General features: G+C 36.4%; 15 protein-coding genes. 3 read left to right on the plus strand and 12 right to left on the minus strand.

Annotation, left to right across the window (positions count from 1 at the left end; all coding sequences use genetic code 11):
• Positions 1 to 10 precede the first annotated feature (10 nt).
• The 7 genes from CEF16_RS06830 to CEF16_RS06860 all read right to left on the minus strand — a co-directional run bounded on the left by CEF16_RS06830 (position 11) and on the right by CEF16_RS06860 (position 8,654).
• Complete coding sequence (locus tag CEF16_RS06830) at positions 11 to 1,045, minus strand: alpha-ketoacid dehydrogenase subunit beta (protein WP_091582465.1); 1,035 nt, start codon at positions 1,043 to 1,045, stop codon at positions 11 to 13.
• A gap of 20 nt (positions 1,046 to 1,065) precedes the next feature.
• Positions 1,066 to 2,058 (minus strand): thiamine pyrophosphate-dependent dehydrogenase E1 component subunit alpha, encoded by a 993-nt coding sequence (locus CEF16_RS06835; protein WP_091582462.1) that lies wholly within the window; start codon positions 2,056 to 2,058, stop codon positions 1,066 to 1,068.
• Positions 2,059 to 2,300: 242 nt separating this feature from the next.
• The gene (locus tag CEF16_RS06840) at positions 2,301 to 3,410 is read right to left on the minus strand and encodes a GerAB/ArcD/ProY family transporter (RefSeq protein ID WP_091582456.1); all 1,110 of its coding nucleotides are present in this window, start codon (positions 3,408 to 3,410) and stop codon (positions 2,301 to 2,303) included.
• Between the two features lie 48 nt (positions 3,411 to 3,458).
• Positions 3,459 to 3,680 (minus strand): hypothetical protein, encoded by a 222-nt coding sequence (locus tag CEF16_RS06845; RefSeq protein WP_091582447.1) that lies wholly within the window; start codon positions 3,678 to 3,680, stop codon positions 3,459 to 3,461.
• Between the two features lie 13 nt (positions 3,681 to 3,693).
• Positions 3,694 to 4,851, minus strand: coding sequence for a Ger(x)C family spore germination protein (locus tag CEF16_RS06850; protein WP_170031666.1), 1,158 nt, complete (start codon positions 4,849 to 4,851; stop codon positions 3,694 to 3,696).
• Positions 4,852 to 5,013: 162 nt separating this feature from the next.
• A complete protein-coding gene (locus tag CEF16_RS06855) occupies positions 5,014 to 6,576 on the minus strand; it encodes a spore germination protein (protein ID WP_425427966.1) in 1,563 nt (520 codons plus the stop codon).
• A 230-nt stretch (positions 6,577 to 6,806) separates the two neighbouring features.
• Complete coding sequence (locus CEF16_RS06860) at positions 6,807 to 8,654, minus strand: sigma-54-dependent Fis family transcriptional regulator (protein ID WP_425427967.1); 1,848 nt, start codon at positions 8,652 to 8,654, stop codon at positions 6,807 to 6,809.
• Between the two features lie 769 nt (positions 8,655 to 9,423).
• Here CEF16_RS06860 and CEF16_RS06865 point away from each other — a divergent pair.
• Entirely contained in the window at positions 9,424 to 10,542 is a 1,119-nt protein-coding gene (locus CEF16_RS06865) for a CAP domain-containing protein (RefSeq protein ID WP_091582439.1), read from the plus strand.
• Positions 10,543 to 10,966: 424 nt separating this feature from the next.
• On the opposite strand, the gene CEF16_RS23620 is transcribed toward CEF16_RS06865, so the two are convergent.
• From CEF16_RS23620 to CEF16_RS06885, 5 genes are all read right to left on the minus strand, one after another.
• Positions 10,967 to 11,131, minus strand: a complete 165-nt coding sequence (locus CEF16_RS23620) for a hypothetical protein (RefSeq protein ID WP_170031669.1) — start codon at positions 11,129 to 11,131, stop codon at positions 10,967 to 10,969.
• Between the two features lie 13 nt (positions 11,132 to 11,144).
• On the minus strand, positions 11,145 to 11,963 hold the full coding sequence (locus CEF16_RS06870) for a hypothetical protein (protein WP_091582437.1): 819 nt from the start codon (positions 11,961 to 11,963) through the stop codon (positions 11,145 to 11,147).
• Between the two features lie 102 nt (positions 11,964 to 12,065).
• Complete coding sequence (locus tag CEF16_RS24785; RefSeq protein WP_281259154.1) at positions 12,066 to 12,197, minus strand: hypothetical protein; 132 nt, start codon at positions 12,195 to 12,197, stop codon at positions 12,066 to 12,068.
• Positions 12,198 to 12,722: 525 nt separating this feature from the next.
• Positions 12,723 to 13,346: a class I SAM-dependent methyltransferase gene (locus CEF16_RS06880; protein WP_091582428.1), complete on the minus strand. Its 624-nt coding sequence runs from the start codon at positions 13,344 to 13,346 to the stop codon at positions 12,723 to 12,725.
• A gap of 588 nt (positions 13,347 to 13,934) precedes the next feature.
• The gene (locus CEF16_RS06885; RefSeq protein ID WP_091582426.1) at positions 13,935 to 15,170 is read right to left on the minus strand and encodes an MFS transporter; all 1,236 of its coding nucleotides are present in this window, start codon (positions 15,168 to 15,170) and stop codon (positions 13,935 to 13,937) included.
• Between the two features lie 119 nt (positions 15,171 to 15,289).
• Here CEF16_RS06885 and CEF16_RS06890 point away from each other — a divergent pair, with 119 nt between their 5' ends.
• Complete coding sequence (locus CEF16_RS06890) at positions 15,290 to 15,874, plus strand: CGNR zinc finger domain-containing protein (protein WP_091582422.1); 585 nt, start codon at positions 15,290 to 15,292, stop codon at positions 15,872 to 15,874.
• A gap of 275 nt (positions 15,875 to 16,149) precedes the next feature.
• On the plus strand, positions 16,150 to 17,373 hold the full coding sequence (locus tag CEF16_RS06895) for a dicarboxylate/amino acid:cation symporter (protein ID WP_091583172.1): 1,224 nt from the start codon (positions 16,150 to 16,152) through the stop codon (positions 17,371 to 17,373).
• Positions 17,374 to 18,014: the final 641 nt, after the last annotated feature.

Below are 18,014 nucleotides of genomic sequence, written 5' to 3' on the forward strand. Positions count from 1 at the left end.
TTCGATGTTTTTACACGCTAAGAAGCGAGTTTTCTCCAGTCAATTCTGTTACTGCTTTAATTACTTTTTCTGGAGATGGTAAATACAAATCTTCTAGTTTAGGAGAAAATGGTACCGGTGTATGGGGTGCCGTAATCTTTTTAATTGGCGCATCTAAAGAATCAAACGCTTTCTCTCCTACCATCGACGCTATATCCGTCGCTGCACTGCATCTTGGATTGGCTTCATCAATAACAATTAGTCGATTGGTTTTTTCCACAGAAGACAGGATAGTCTCTTCATCAAGTGGTGACAAACTTCTAGGATCGACAACTTCAACTTCTAATCCTTTTGCAGATAATTGGTCTGCTGCAGCTAAAGCGGTATGAACTTGTTTGCCAATTGCCACAATCGTAATATCTTCCCCTTCTCGCTTAATATCTGCTTTTCCTAATGGAATCGTGTAATATCCTTCAGGCACCTCCCCTGAATTGTTGTACAGCGTCTTATCCTCAAAGAATATGACCGGGTCATCATCTTCGATCGATGCTAGTAATAATCCTTTTGCATCGTAAGCCGTTGAGGGTACTACAACCTTTAATCCAGGTATGCTAGTAAACAGTCCATATAAACTCTGTGAATGTTGTGCTGCAGCTCGAAATCCAGCACCATGAGTCGTTCGAATAGTTACAGGAACTTTTGCTTTTCCACCAAACATATAACGAAATTTTGCGCCTTGATTTAAAACCTGGTCCAAACAACATCCAATAAAATCATTAAACATCAATTCTGCAATTGGCCGCAGACCTGTAACAGCAGCTCCCATAGAGGCACCAATATACCCAGCTTCTGAAATCGGTGTATCAAGGACCCGTTCACGTCCGAATTGCTGAACTAACCCCTTTGTAACCCCTAGTACGCCACCCCATGCTTCATCATTTTGCAAATGATCCACTTCTGCTCCACCAGCCACATCTTCACCTAATAAAATGACATTTTCATCTTTTTCCATCGCTATTTTCAACGCTTCATTGATTGCACCGGAAACATTCAATTCTCTTGCCATGTTATTGGCCTCCTTTAGTTTTAATAAGATACATAGACATTTGTTAACAGTTCTGATGCTTCAGGATCCAAGCTATCTTTGGCGTTATCTATGGACTTTTTAATGGCTGCTTCTACAGAGGTTTCAATATCTTTTAATTCTTCTTTTGTTGCTAGTTTCTCTTCTAATACATAATTTCTAAACTGATCAATAACATCGCGTTTTTTCATGTGTTCCTTTTTCTCCTCTGCCGATTTATAAGTTTGAGCATCGCCTTCAAAGTGTCCGTAGTTTCGATAAGTAACACATTCAATTAATGTTGGACCCTCTCCCCGCCGAGCTCTATTCACTGCTTCTTCGGCAGCTTGATAGACAGCAACAGTATCTTTTCCATCTACACTAATCCCCGGAATGTTATAAGCGGCTGCACGGTCGGCAATGGAATTACAACTCGAAGCATAAGAAAACGTTGTCGCTTCACCGTATCCATTATTTTCAGCAACAAAAATAACCGGTAAATTCCAAATGGCAGCTAAATTAATTCCTTCATGAAAAGTTCCTTCATTATTAGCACCATCACCAAAAAAGCAAACGCTTACAGAATTGGTCTTCTTATATTTAGCTGTCAATGCAGAACCACAAGCAAGTGGAAATCCTCCGCCTACAATTCCGTTTGCTCCTAACATACCTTTATCTAAATCAGCGATATGCATAGAGCCACCTTTTCCTTTGCACAATCCAGAAACTTTTCCAAATAATTCGGCCATCATTCCATCGAGATCACAACCTTTGGCAATACAATGACCATGACCCCTATGGGTACTCGTTATGCTATCGTTGTCATCAAGGTGAGCACAAAGCCCAACCGCTACAGCCTCCTCACCTGCATATAAATGAACAAAACCCGGAAGGCTACCTTGAGCAAAAATATCATGCACAGCATCCTCAAATTTCCGAATCTCCAACATTTTTTGGTACATCCAACTCGCTTTTTCTGAAGTAAATAATTTTTCTTTCTCCTGAGTTGTTTTCATCTTGATAAGCCTCCTTTGATTATTAATACACTTATTTACTATGCAATTGCCGTGCCAATTTAAAAATGCTTTAAAACAAGGATGTTTCAATTATTTCATTTTGCTATATTGTACAAATTTAGACACTATTCTAAATTTGTCTAAGTTTGTCCAATTCTAGTGAAACAAAAAAAGAGCACTTAAATTGCGCTCTTATCATAAACATTTATTTATTGAAGTTGGATATCATAGGTGAAAACCGCTCATTTTAATCTGAAAACTTCTTTTTTCGAAATTCTTTTTCGAACGATGACAATAAGTAGTAATAACCCCGGTATTAATGTAGAAATAAATGTACCATAGAAAGGATAAATTGTTCTTAAAAAATGATTCATTTCTTGAAGGTTAGGAGTGACCCATACGGCCCCCGCTATAGTAAGCAGTCCAAATGGAAAGACAAGCGGTCGGTAGTCGGATAAATTCAACCATTGGACAGTTCCAATTACAAGCGCGTAATAAAAAAATGATAATTTTATAAAAATCCCTGCTACCCAAATAGCCATTACAGCAGCTTCAAGATTTTGAACAAAATCAGCAATACTAATCACTTTGGTCGCAGTGATCAAAGGATAAGTAAAGTTGGCTGTCTTTTCTCCAAAAATGAAAAGTAGGGTTATATTAGTGGAAACTAAAGTAAACGTAATAAAAAAAACTGAAAGCATGCTATATTTCAATGCTCTTTTTTGATCAGTTATTAAAGGTAGAAGAAATGAAATTAAAAATAATTGGCTAAACCATACTTGTGGTAAGGCTGCACCTTTGGTTGGAGGTAATAAACCGTTCTCCATAACTGGAAACATTTTTTGTGGATCTAAGTTTTGTATAAGTAAAACAATAATTAGCAAAAATAAAAAAACATAAATAGGGATAAAAATGCTTGTAACCCTGCCTATCACTTCCACGCCTCCGTATATGTTAAAAGCACAAAGGACAACAAGGCTTCCCATAACTACGATTAAAGGTGTATTTTCCAAAAAGGCACTCATAATTAGCTCCCCATAATCCCGAATGATAAGGATATCTGAATGGAAAATCAAAAATAAAAGAAAAAAACCAATTATTTTTCCCGGGACTTTACCAATAATGTAAGTACTATATTGAATAATGGATTCATTTGGATAAATTTTATGTAAATTATACATGATAAGTACGGTTACAAATCCGATGACTGAACCAATTATCGGAGAAATCCACATATCACGCCCTGCCAATATAGTAGTCATACCTGGTGCGGTCAAAATAGCAGTAGCTATTACTTCTATATATAGTAGAAGGGCCATCTGAAATGCTGAAATTTTCCCTTTCTCAACCATCGTTTCTTCACCTCATTTAAGAAGAAGTTCTCTTCAACTTTTACTTGATTATTTATCAAGTAATTTACCCAGAGGCCTAAAAAGTATTTCAATTAAAATATTTGGACCTGGAATAGTCGAATAGAAAACAAGCACAACAGAGAGAAGCCAACCGCTTACTGTTATAAGTACAAATACCATTTTTTCCTTTTTCTGATTCATTCTCGGCCATTCAAATAGAGTAATTAGGGCAGAAACAAGTGTAATAACTAATACCGCACCTATATTCATTTTTCTTACACCTCTATTCTTTGTAATTTTCAGTAGACATTCCTGGCCTTCGTATATATGTCTTGATGTCAATTTCTACTTCTAGTTCCGGATACAACAGTTCATCCCACTGATTTTTCACTTTAGACCATTCATCAGGATATTTTTGATGAAACTCTTCCGCGAAACCAAAGACATCAGCCCTCATTTTTTTCTGGACTTGTTCAAGTGTTAATCGAATGCGTTTATCAATATTGTTTGATATTTGTTCCTCAAGACTTTTTGCTACTTTGTGATCAATAAGATTTAATGTTGTTTGGTTATCGACGACTTCCTCTTCTGTGACTATTTTAACAATCATCTTCCATTTACCATCCTCTATAACCGGTTTCAGTTCAGAATCGTAGCGAATTAAATTAAATGAAATCAAATCATCAGCATTCTGAGGCTTAATTGTTACAGAAGAAGATTTTATTTCATCTCTTAGCCACATGACTCCTTGGGTTATTTCATTATTGATAAACCCCGTCAATTTATTGTTTTTTAAAACAGCCGCCCCACTTAGGTGTATGCCTAATGTTCGGTCTGGTTCTTTACTTACCTTAATAGATGGTACTGCAACAGATTTAGACTCAGTCCCTAACATTACTAATAACTCTCTTAACGTTACATTCAAACCGAATTCGAGTCTTGCTAGCTCCCTAGGTACCTCCATTGACATTTGTTCTAAACCTGGAGTTAAATCAAGAACATCAATTGCTTTACCTTCATGTACAAAAATATATGACCTGATTCGCTGACTCGGATGACGTGCAAAGAAATCGATATATTTACCAATACCTTCTTTTGCCAGTTTTTCACCGAAAATAATCATTTGATTTTGTCCCCAGAAGATATATCGAGGTACTTTTTCTTGAAGCTTAGTCATCGCCTGATAAATCGTTGTACCTGTTGCTTTTTTAATAGTTGTAGTCTTTCCTTCCCCACCTGATCCTTGTTGACCTCCCCCCATAGACTTAGGGACCACCATTTGAATAGAAAGCTCTATTTTATTATCATCTGTTTTATCAATAGCTGTTGCCAAAACAAGTGCTAAATCATTGACTTCTTGCCGGTCCCAACAACCTGAAAGAAAGAGCGCGCATAGACATAGATAAAAAGGTAGTGTGGTTTTTACTATCTTTATAAACAAATTGCATACCCACCTCCGTCTATCCACTCTTTTATTTTCTCACTCTAATTTGAATGAAAGTTCTAAACTATATTGACTCAGTGACTTTTAAACATTTTTTTACTAATAAAATATTTAATGTAGGCTAGTGACTTTTTCATTATCAAGAACGTAGTTAAATTGCTATTCGCCGCCTTTTTTCGGATCGGGCTTTTGTCCTGGAGATTGGCGGTACTTATTATAGCCTCCAGTTAAACGGGGTCTTGTATTTAACTTCCACCAAGGAGCCCTTACAAGTACGTCTTTCAGCTCTCTGAATTTCATTGGAGCTAGCGGACTAAGGTAAGGAACTCCAAAAGATCGTAGAGTAGATAAGTGAATAATAATTGCAATTACTCCAAGCATAATTCCAAGCAGTCCTAACGTTCCAGCAAGAAAAATCATAGGAAATCGAAGCATTCTTATAGCGATTGCAACTGGGTATCGTGGAATAGTAAAAGAGGCTATTCCAGTAATTGCAACCACTATAACCATAGGTGCAGAGACAATTCCTGCGGCAACAGCTGCCTCACCGATAACAAGAGCCCCTACAATACTAACAGCTGCCCCAACTTGCTTTGGCAGCCTTAATCCAGCTTCGCGCAATGCTTCAAATGTAATTTCCATAATCAAAGCCTCGATAAGAGCGGGAAAAGGAACTTGCTCACGTGAGGCAGCCATGCTTATCAATAGTGTTGTTGGGACCATTTCTTGATGGAAAGTAATTACCGCTACATACAAAGAGGGCAATAAAAGGGAGATCAAAAGGAAAAAATGCCGAAGCCAACGTATAGCAGTACCAATAAGAAATCTCGAATAATAGTCTTCGTTTGATTGCAGTAAGGAATAAAGTGTCGTAGGTGCCACTAACGCAAAAGGAGTTCCATCAACAAGTATTACCAAACGTCCTTCGAGAAGACTTGAGGTGGCTACGTCAGGTCGTTCTGTTGATAAAAGCTGTGGAAAAGGAGAAAATGGAGCATCTTCTATAAATTCTTCAACCATCCCACTTTCCCACACTCCGTCAATATCAATGCGACTTAACCTATTTTTGGCTTCCTTAATTAAGGTTTCGTTTACAATACCTTCTATATATGAAATAACAACCTTCGTATTGGTATAGCTACCTAACTCCATAGGCACTACCTTTAAGTTGGGACTTCTGATCTTCTTTCTAAGCAAAGAGGTATTAACTAATAAACTCTCGACAAACGCATCACGTGGCCCTCGAACCACTGATTCAGCAGAAGATTCTTCAACAGACCGTTGTTCTGATTTTGACAAGCCTAATGACAAACCATTTTTTTGCTTATCGATCAATACTACTGAATTCCCTATCGATATCTCGTGTACAAAATCATTAAATGTTTTTACCTTCTTTACATTAGAAACTGAAATTTTATTTTCGATTAAAGTTTGCATTTCAACAAATTCTGCTCCGCACTCCTGCATTAGAGGAGAAAGAACGTTATCGTCAATTTCTTCGATGTTAACCAACCCTTCTATATAAATAAGAGTGGCTCGTTTTTTATTACCTATTTTAAAAGCACGAAAGATGACATCTGAACAATCGGAATAAATTAATCGTAATTTTTTTAAATTATTATCCAAGTCTTCAGAAAGGAATTCTTTTTCCTGTAAGAAATTGGTCGTTGTTTCCACTTTTTGGTTTTTTTGTGACTTCACCTTTCGCCGTTTACGGATCACAGTAAATCATTCCTACCTAAAATATTTATATAAATAGACCACTCATATTATTGTCGTAACAAGAATATATTATTAATTAAAAACCCAATATTTGAAATTGCTGATTATGATTCTAAAAAACAAAAGGTCGAAAGATTTGTAATGACTCTCCGTTCCCTAGCTATTATGCAAAAAAAAAGCAGGTTTACCATAAGAGTGATAAACCTACTACAAACTATAACTATATTATTCTATAAGTCGAATTTCTGAAGACGGTGATAGAATGTACTTCTTGGCATATTCAGCAATTTTGCAGCTAATGTAACGTTTCCTTGCGTTTTTTGTAAGGCCTTAATCATTGAGTCTTTTTGGACTTGTTCACGTAATGTAAGAGAAGATTTATCTTCAAAGTCATTGTCAGGTTCCAAACTACTTAACTCCATTGAATCCAACCATTTCATTAATTGATATTCATCAGTAATACCATCTTGGGATAAAATTCGTAACCGTTCAAGTACATTAAATAATTCCCTGATATTTCCTGGCCAGTGATATTCCATAAGTTTGTCAAAGAATTTAGGAGAAAATTTTATTTCCCATTCATTTCTTTCACAAAAATAGCGTACTAAATCTGGGATGTCTTCTCTCCTTTCTCGTAATGGAGGTAAATGCACAGGATATACATAGAGACGGTAAAACAAGTCTTCACGAAAATGACCTTCCTTAACAAGTTTGCGAATATCACGATTGGTTGCGGTAATAATTCGAACATCCAATGGGGTTTCTTGGTTACCTCCAATAGGAGTTACCTTGCGTTCTTGTAATACTCGTAAAAGGGCAATTTGAGTCGCTTGAGGAATTTCTCCAATTTCATCTAAAAAAAGAGTTCCTTGATTAGCTTGTTCAAATTTCCCCTTATGCCCTTGGCGTCGAGCCCCTGTAAAAGCTCCATCTACATAACCAAATAGTTCACTTTCCATAAGTTCCTTTGGAATTGCGCCGCAATTAACCGCGACGAATGGACCTGTTTTACGTGGGCTATTCTCATGAATCGTTTGAGCAATTACTTCTTTACCCGTTCCAGTTTCCCCAAAAATGTAAGTCTCAGCATTCGTTGGAGCTACTATTTTTATTTTATCTAAGGTGAGTTGGAAAGAGTTACTTGTGCCCGGTTCACCTTTAAAGTAAAAAGGCTTCGAAAGAAAAGAATTATCCTTTTTATTTATGGTATCTTTTAATAAATAAACACAACTTCCAATTAGGTTGTTATGGTACCTAGAATAAATAGGTGTTTCCATGTGTACATCATACCCGTATTCTGGAATGTTTCTTTTTTTCATCCCTGCCCATTTTTGAATATCTTTACGAACAGGTTTACTTGCAGCAACGACGACTTTTTTATGATTGCAAATGAGTAGAGGTTTATCACTTTCAATTAAATCCATTGAACTGTGAATCAGTTCCAACTCATTCTTGTGCATTTGAATACTTAATTCACGTTCTATAGAGTTAGCCACAACAGTAACCATTCCCAACATATAAGGGTGTGCACGATCTACTGGACTAGAAATATCAATAAGTCCCATTATTTTTCCCTCATCATTACAAATAGGAGCTGCCGAACAACTCCACTGATGAGAAGCGATAGAGTAATGTTCTGTCCCTGTCACCATTATGGGTTGTTTCGTTTGTAACGCCGTACCAATAGCATTCGTGCCCACCTTGTCCTCCGTCCAACAAGCTCCTTCAATAAAATTTATCTTACTTGACCTTTTTAAAACGTCTTTATTTCCTATTATGGTTAATATATATCCTTCAGGGTCAATCAATAAGGCAATCATACCTGATTTTTCTAAATATTGCTTCATACTCTTTAAGTGCGGACCTGCAATATTTAGAAGAAAGGAATTCTTATCTCTTTGAAAATTTAAGTGGTCAACTGTTAAAATATGATCTCCTTTTTCTAAATGCGGGTCAACCCGTGAGTCTTTACAGCGGTGCCATGATTTAACAATTTCATTACTTAATCTAGAAGTTTCAAGCACTCCTTCGTTTACAAATCGTTTCCATGTATTTAAAGAAAGAGTGGTTTCCATCACTAAAACCTCCCCCTCCTAATGAATTATAATAATTAAAAATAGAAATAATAGAAAGATTCATTTTATAGGTTTATTATATACCATCAAGTAATCGCTTTCATTGGTAAATACTACTTTAATTAAACATAACTTTATTAATTACATAGTTACTATGAGCTGCCAATATTCAGTTCTCTTTTTTTCGAATATAAAAGCGTCCATTGTTGACTGAAAATAGTAAACATTGCGATTAATATGAAATTAATTTTACATGAGTGGCAGCATGATTAGTTCATTAGATTATTCAACAACCAGTCCCAAAAATGTGAAAGGAAGCTATTCCTTATGACAGGTAAGCATCCTTTTCTGGAATATTATTCTATTTTAACACAATTTAAATGAGAGTCTTTAAATTGTGTTGGATACCTTAATCCGTATCCAATTATTTACACAAACTATCGTACGTCATCTTTAGTCATTATACAACTTGCGTTAAAGTGAACTAGAAGAATTTCCATTCATTTGGTTTGTATTATTTACTCAACTCGTTTATTTTTATTAAAGAAACATGAACAGAACGTATAATGTTTAAGGTAATTAAGTTCATCTTCTTATAATTTTAATAACCAGTCTGAACAAATGTTACATAGCTTTTTACCCAACCTAGAAGGTTGACCTTATACGTCAAGTGGCGTTCTCTTGCATTAGAAGAACAATTGGCAATATCCATCCCATTAATCTCCGGCCTTCATATTGAAAAAGTTAAAATTTTAAATTGGAGAGTGTTGCTGTGAAACGGCTTATTTTAATATTAACGATTGTATTTATCGGGTACGTTTCAAAGTCATTTTGGGAAGAACCAGTTCAACATATTATTCCTTCTTTTTTAAAGGATTCTTTTCGTTATACCGTCGATTCAATAAACGAAAATCCAGATTTCCAATCGGCGATAGATACCATTAACCAGCAATTGCATTCTCTGTTTGCGTCATTTAATAATTCACTATCAGAACCAAGAGATACAAACGTTGAAACACCAAACTTAACATCTCCTGAAAATCAAATATTTTCGATTCATAATATCGAATTAGGCGACTCAAGAGCTGATGTTGAACAGGAAACAGGAAAGCCAAAGCGGAATTCGAAAAATGAATACGGAGTAAACTGGGAAGCCTATCATGAAAACTATCAAAATTTTATCATGGTTGCTTATGATGAAGAAAATATCGTTCGCGGCCTTTATACAAATCAAGATTTGATTGCCTCATCCACAGGAATAGAACTGGGAAATGCAAGGCATTTGGTTCAGGAACAACTAGGTACTCCTGAGTCGACTATAAAAAAGGGAGTAATTAATTATGAGATTAGTAGTGATGGGCAATATGATGTATTCCATCTTGACAACAGCTATACTACGATATTTTATGATAAGCACGAAGACAATACGGTTACAGCCATCCAAATTATTGATGAAACCCTAGAAAAGAACAAAGATGCTCTTTACACCAATTCAAGTCACCAGCTAAAAGAAGGTTTTGAATATCAGTTATTTGATTTAACAAACGCTTCAAGAGAAAAACACGATCTGCCTATTTTAGCCTGGGATGATCACGCGAGAGAAACAGCTCGCGATCATAGCTTAGATATGGCGGAAAATCAATATTTCGGCCATACAAATTTACAAGGCCAGTCTCCATTTGATCGTATGAAAGAAGATAATATTCGTTTTACTACAGCTGGTGAAAACCTAGCGTATGGCCAGGCCAGCAGTATCTTTGCCCACGAAGGGCTGATGAATTCCTTAGGACACCGAGAAAACATCCTTCAGGAAAATTTTGATTATTTAGGGGTCGGACTGGCATTTAATAACGATTCACAACCTTATTTTACTGAGATTTTTTATAGATAGTGATTCCTCTGCTCAATAGATGTTGAATAAAACGTACAAAACTCGGTGTTGATCCCTTCCTAAAAAACGGATTTTCCGGTAATTTGCCAGCAGGCTTTTTCGTGATTGTAATGGGTACGTTTTTAAGCTCTTGATGCTTCCTGACTATTCAGGATTAGGGGCTCTTTTCGGTTACCGAAAAAACGAAACCTAGAAAGCTGGCATTTTCAGGGGAGGTCTAAATACAACCTAATCATGCCTTACTTTGTCTTTACCCTCTCTGAGGAATCTAAATAAACCCAATACTTCGTTTTCTCTTTAAGAAATTTCAGGACAAGTGCCAGAGGAAACTGTATAAGTGTACTCATACAGCAAAAGCTATAACAATAACAAACAAAAAAGAGGGGGCAGCCCCTCATAGTTATTCGCTATTTATATTTATGTATTAGGGTTTTACCAATTTCCGCTTACTTGTAGAATTTGATTCTTTCGAACTCATTTCTTTTATTCCAGGATGATAATTCCCAACTGACGGTTTCTTTGTTCTCTTTAGGGTTGCGACTCCGTATCCTTTTCCTCTTCTGTGTCTCAATACTTTAATTACTTTCATTTCTTTCGCCTCCCTAACTAACACGATTAAATTTTCGTTCCAAAGATTCCACGAAGTCCTGGTTAAATCCAATTAATAATAAATTCGTCGTTATCTTCATGAATTCCTGTTCTTTTTCTTCTGATATTACATCATCTTTCAAAAAAAATACACCAAGCCCAAGTCTAATTTCTCCATAATTCCGGACAATTAATGATTGGCTGTGCTTGCTTCCCTCCATGTTTGAATCCGACTTGATGTTGGAATTCTTTTGACGTACAGGTTTTTCCTCGTTGTCTAACGCTGTATTGATCATCCGAGAAGCACTATCTAAGTCTTTAATTTTTCCTTGGTAATAAAGACGAATATCATATCTCTCTTCTTCATTAACCGGAAAAAACCAGATAAAATCAACATGGCGCTTCCTTACCTCAAAGACCTTTCTAATTTCAGTTTCAACTGCATGAAGATAATTGGTTACTTTTTCTTCAATGATGCGCTCACCATCACCAGTGTCAATGGCTTTAATGACCTCCGTCAATTCCTCTTCCACATCTTCATATGTTCCTAACTTCTCTTCTCTGGAGAACAATTGGTGGAAGATAACATGCTTTACACCCATGGCGAAAACATAGTATATAATTAACAAAGTCATCTGTTGAGTAAAAGTACGAAGAGAGGATGATTCGTTATCAAACCTTAGAAAAGGAATAGAATTGAAGGGAGTGGATACGTATTGATGCACCAATGTTATTATGTCTCCTGCTGCGTTATCGAATAATTGTAGAGCAACAAATCCTACAATACCACTAGCTACCGGAGTTACAGTTTTCCTTTGTCCGAGCCAAGCCATTGAAAAACCCTCGTCTCAACTTTCTGTGATATATTTAATATATTATCAATATTGGTAAAATTAAACAAGGTGAATATTGGAAAAGTGGGAAAGGGAGAGGTTCTATTTCTTTTTAGGCTTTTTACGTTTAAGCGTAGCAAAACCAACAGTTTTACCGTTAGACAACTTCTTCTTCTTTTTATCGGTAACGTAGCAATCTGTGTTCACTTTTCCCATTTCTTTAAACAATCCCATGTTCATTATCCTCCTAATTTTAACGATACTGGCTAAAGCATACTTATGACTACTTTTCCCTAATTAGAATGCTATAACACTACCGACTCTTAATTTTATAATTGCGTTCTATTTTAAGTTCTGTACGATTGGGTCTTCAGATAAGAAAGTATTTTGAGAACTGAAATCTGGCTGTACTGTACTATCAAACCATTATGTACCCTTACGCATTCTCCCTTCTCTGAAACGGTGTTCACTAAAAATGACTTTTCCTCTCTACCTAATTGTTTCATAAATAATTTTTTTACGTCATCCTTGTAGGTCGATAAGTTAAAAACTTCATAGGGACCAGCAAAGTCTAATCCATCAACATCATTAAATAATAATATTCCCACACAAAATTGTTTCACTATTCCGGAAACCTCCGCTCCACAACATTATACCCGTTACGGGTATTTTGCAAAGGTTTTTATTTGCAAATTTAACTACGAAATTCCTTAAATCAAAAAAGGACACCTTATTAAATAAAGCGCCCTGTTAATTACGTTAAATACTGTTTTTGCTAATTACAATCTCTCGGTACATACCCTTAAACATTATTGATTCATTCTGTTTAACAGTTAAATTCTCTTTGTTACTCTCATACAATGTTTCAAAGTTTACACCGATATCAGTCCCTAAAAAATTGATAAACGGCCTAATTATTTTTTTCATAAGAGAGAGTTTCTTTCCTTTAGGCGAAAACTTATCAAAAATGATAATCTTTCCATCCGGTTTTAATATTCGTACCATCTCCTTCATACACTTATCTGCGTCAGGGACAACTGATAGAACAAGACTTGCAATCACAACATCAAACTGATTATCTTTAAAATTCATATCTTGAGCATCCATTTTAAAAAACTGTATGGAAGAAGATTGACATTTAGCTTTTGCCTTCTCAAGCATTTCATAAGAGTAATCTATGGCTGTAATATTTAAATCCTTATAGTTAATTAGTTCCAAGTCTGCCCCTGTACCCACTCCAACAAATAGAATATGTTGATTTTCACCAAATTTCTCCCCTTGAAAAATCTTCTTTCGAGCCTCGAGGAATTTTCCTGAATTAAACAAATTATCGTATATAGGCGACCAAAATTTATATATTATTGTGTTCCAGCGATTGTTCATTTTTCACCTCGTTATCTAAAACGCCTTATCAACTCTTTTGTTCAATAGTTTAAGTAACACTCTACAAACAGTCTTTAATTAGTATTTTCCCTTTGCTATTACTCAATTATCTGTTCCTAGAAGTAAAACGGCCGCATTTCCTTATTACAGAAATTCGGCCGATTGTGGAAGATTAATATGAATGGCACCTTTTTCTTGAACAAGCTAGACCAATACTTAGCTCTTAAGAATTTACTAAAGTTCTTTAACCTTTACATTCGTATCTTATCCTAATTTATTTATTGTTGTCTCCAATTTATTATTCTTTTCTTTGTTTTCCTTTAGGAGAATTGCCCGAGTAAAATAATTGCTCAAATTATTCGGTATATTTGTTCTCTCCAGTAAGTTGGAAGGCGAACCTTTCTAAAATAAATATACATGTGCTCTTAATTCCATTCAATATTATTATTCAACCTACAAGGCACAAGTTCGAACGAATTCTCATCAATATGTTTCACGTAATTAATTGTGTTATTACGCACAAAATGTAACTGTTTAACAGTGTAATTACTCACTATCAACTCATCCTTTTCTGTTAAAAGTAGCTTGCTAGTTTGATTGTACAACTGTTTTATCGTTTGAAGAGACTTGGTAGTCTCTAAGAAACACTGTAATAATAGCACCAAATGTTAACAGAATAGCTCCCATCCAAAACGCGGAAGTATAGTCCCCTGTTATGGAACGGAGGTAACCACCCAGAAACACCCCTAATGCAGCAAATACCTGATGAATGAACCAGCTAAAACCGAGAATACTCCCCATTGCATTTTTTCCAAACTTATCACCGATAATGCCTGTAACAAGAGGTATTATAGGCATAGAAGAAGCACCATAGACCACGGCAAATACATATAATTGCCAGATACCTGGCGAAATGGCAAGCCATATAAAGGCTAGAAGACGAATGATGTAAAGTCCCACTAATAAATTCTTTTTCCCAAATGTTCGACTCAACTGCCCTGTTAACCACATCGATATAGCACTGGTCATTGCAGCTATACCGAGTAGTTGACCACCTAGCGACTCTCCCCCTCCAAGATCAACAGAAAAATTTGGCAGATGCATGGTCACTAAATATAACGTAAATCCGCAGCTTGCAAATCCAAGAGTAGCAATCCAAAACTCACGACTCCGTAGCGCTTCGGACAGTGAGGCACTATTAACAGTTGTAAATACCGATGCAGAATCCCCATCGGGCATTTGTTCCACATCTTTAGGATTATTCTTCACTACAGCTAATATCATTGGAACAACAACTATTAGCATGAGTAGACCAAGTACAACAAATGCAGATCGAAATCCCGTGTTAGCAATTAAAAGTCCTGTTAACGGCAATAGTGCAAGTTGCCCAATATTCATGCCCATGGAACTTCTTGAAAGCATTTTGGCTCTTTTTTTCACATACCACCGAGAAACCAATACGGAGTTGGCCATCGATCCACATCCTGCAAAGCCAATGGCAGTCAACAAGCCATAGTAAATAAAGAATTGCCATACTTCAGTGATTGTTGCCGAGAGGATAAATGCTACACCCATTAAGGCAGCACTTCCTGCAATGACAGGTTTCGGACCAAAACGATCAATTAATCTCCCCATAACCGGCTGAAAAACTCCCCACGTTATCATATTAAGAGATACAGCCAAGCTAAGAATCGTTAAATCCCATCCATACGCACTATTTAGTGGAGTAAAAAATTGACCTGCTGTGAGATTTAAACCAAATGCCCCCATAAGTGTTAAAAAGGTAACTAATACAATTTTTGGACCTAAAAACGATCGTTGCATAAAATCCCTCCTTATGATTAACCAGTAAATATTATTTTTGATGGTTAATAATATACTCTGTTTTCATTAACCTGTCAAACCTGTTATAATAGGTTAATAAAAATAAGGCAGATGATTTTATGACTAGTGAATTAAATTTCCCTCTTATTACTGGACAAATTTCTATTGATTTAGTGAATACGGAGTTGATTCGACACGGAATACGACATGATTTACTCAGGTCTCCTGAAAACGTAATCGAATGGTTTCAAACTTTAAAAAAACAAAACATCCTATGTAATAATCAATTTAATACTCCTATAGACCAATGGGCAGAACGTGCATTACCTCTTTTACGCGAAGTTCGTTTGTTTCTTCGAGAAAACTATGAAAGGATGGCAGACGGGGAAAATGTTCTACCTGATTGGGTTTCTCGTCTAGAATTGTTAGTTAGACAATCCCCCTTTGCCTACGAATTACAAGGTAATAAATTATTACCTATTCCTACAGGCAAACCTGAAAATGCTCTTGTGGCTTTAATTGCACTAAATGCCCTGAAACTTCTATCTTCTGATAAATTAAGCAATATTCATCGGTGTGCAAACCCGGAATGTGTCTTATTGTTTATTGATACTCGTGGTAGACGTAAATGGTGTTCAATGAAAATATGCGGCAATAGAAAAAAAGTAACTCGTCATCAAAAACGAACTAAAAAAGAGAAATAATATACTTTAAAAAGTATATTTATTTCTCTTTTTTTCCTGCATTATAGTGAAAATTGTTGTATTTTTGAAAAAAGTACAACCCTTCACACCAAGAATCATCGTTTATTAACCAGCGGTACATAGCAATAAGAAATGGTTGTATTTTGAAGCTGATAATAGGAAGCTGCAAATCCTTTTGTATTGAAAAAACCAAGCTTACAGATTGGACATATTCGAATGATAAAGATACAATAACCCATGATCATTTTAAGTAAAGGAGGTAATGTAGGTTGGTGATGTTAAAACGATATATAGAAATGCCCTTAATTAAAAAAATCACCTTGGCTCTTGTTCTCGGTATTTTGGCTGGCTTGATTTTCGGTGAAAAAACGGAAGTACTTGCACCGTTTGGGGACCTGCTGCTTCGCCTGCTCCAATTCATTATCGCCCCGCTGATTTTCTTTACGCTTGTTGTCGGTGTCAACCAGACAAAGATTACTCATTTAGGACGCATGGGCGGTAAAGTGTTTTTATATTATCTTCTTACTTCAGCACTAGCTATTATGATTGGAATGGGGGTTGCCAGCCTGTTTAATCCTGGCACAGGCATGACGCTGGGAGGAAATGAAAGGGTCGAAGTTCCAGAAAACCCCGGTGTTGTAAACGTCTTGTTAAATATCGTGCCAGAAAACATCGGAACAGCTTTTACAGAAATGAACCTTCTCGGAATTATCTTTACTGCAATTGTTTTCGGGATTGCTATTTCCTATTTGAGATCATCTAAAGAACAAAGCGAGTTAGGGGAACGTGTCTACAGAGTAGTAGATGCACTCAATGAAACGACGCTAACCGTCATGAAAGGTTTACTGCAATTTGTACCGATTGGTATATTTGCAATTATTGCAGACGTCGTAGGGAGCCAGGGCACAAACACCCTATTCTCGTTAGGGAACTTCATTTTTGTATTGTACGTGGCTCTTTTCATACAGCTTTCAGTCTATGTTGTCTTTTTGCTTTTTGTAAAAAAACGCCCAGGGGAATTTTTCCGTGAAGCACGCAGTCCGATGATTACTGCATTTGTAACACAAAGCAGTTCTGGGACACTTCCGCTTACGATGAACGCAGCTAAAAACCTTGGTTTGTCTAAAAGTCTGTATGGTTTCAGCCTGCCGTTTGGAGCAACCATTAATATGGACGGTGCTGCTATTCGTATTGCGGTATCAACTGTTTTTGCTGCTAACATTATCGGTGAACCACTTAGTTTTGCAGCAATGCTGCAGGTTGTCCTGATTGGTACCCTTGCATCAGTCGGAACAGCTGGTGTCCCCGGTGCCGGTATCATTATGATTGCAACGGTATTTTCCCAGCTTGGCCTCCCCATGGAAGCTGTTGCCTTACTCGCAGCAGTTGATGTCTTGATCGGAATGGGGGCTACCTGTCTGAACGTCACCGGTGATCTCATTGGTACGACAGTAATAAATAAAACGGACGAAAAAGAGAAAGAAAATGTAAATGCATAATGTCCTACTTGGGCTGTCCCAAAAGCCCTGAAAATGATGAACACCTGTTGGGAAATATGAGTTTTTTCAACAGGTGTTTTTTGTGTATTCTGCTGTTTTCCTAAAAACAGGGAAGTTTTGGGTGATAGCGTAATCAGTTCGATCATAAAGTGACTCTAAAACCACTTGCGGCTTTCTCTTTTTTAAGACTTCAAGTACTCTCGATGGGGCAGTCCCTCATCATATGTCCATTTGAAAATGGAACGGATACATCGCTCAAGGAAGTAAACTTTACAGTCCTGTGTACAACAAAAATCTGTTTTTTCAATGTTGCTCACTTCATCCCTCCTAACGCTTTTTTTGAAAAAGCCGTATCTTGTGAAAAATTCATCAACTCAACTAATGCTGCCCGTTTCTTAAAAATAGTTTTGTAAACCCTATGCTTTGGTCATATTACGAAAGTACGCACATTTCCGAAATCAACTTAACTGTTTGAAAATCCACTTATACCTTTCAGCTCTTCCTTTAAGTAATTTATCATAACAACCCGTTCTTGTTCACCTTGTTCGTCATACAACAGTTGTTCGATAAACTCTCATATATCTTCTAAACTTCTTCTTTCTTGGTAAAATCTAAGGCATCAGTGTTGATCGAAAAGTTTG

This window comes from Alteribacillus bidgolensis (assembly GCF_002886255.1).
Classification (GTDB): domain Bacteria; phylum Bacillota; class Bacilli; order Bacillales; family Marinococcaceae; genus Alteribacillus; species Alteribacillus bidgolensis.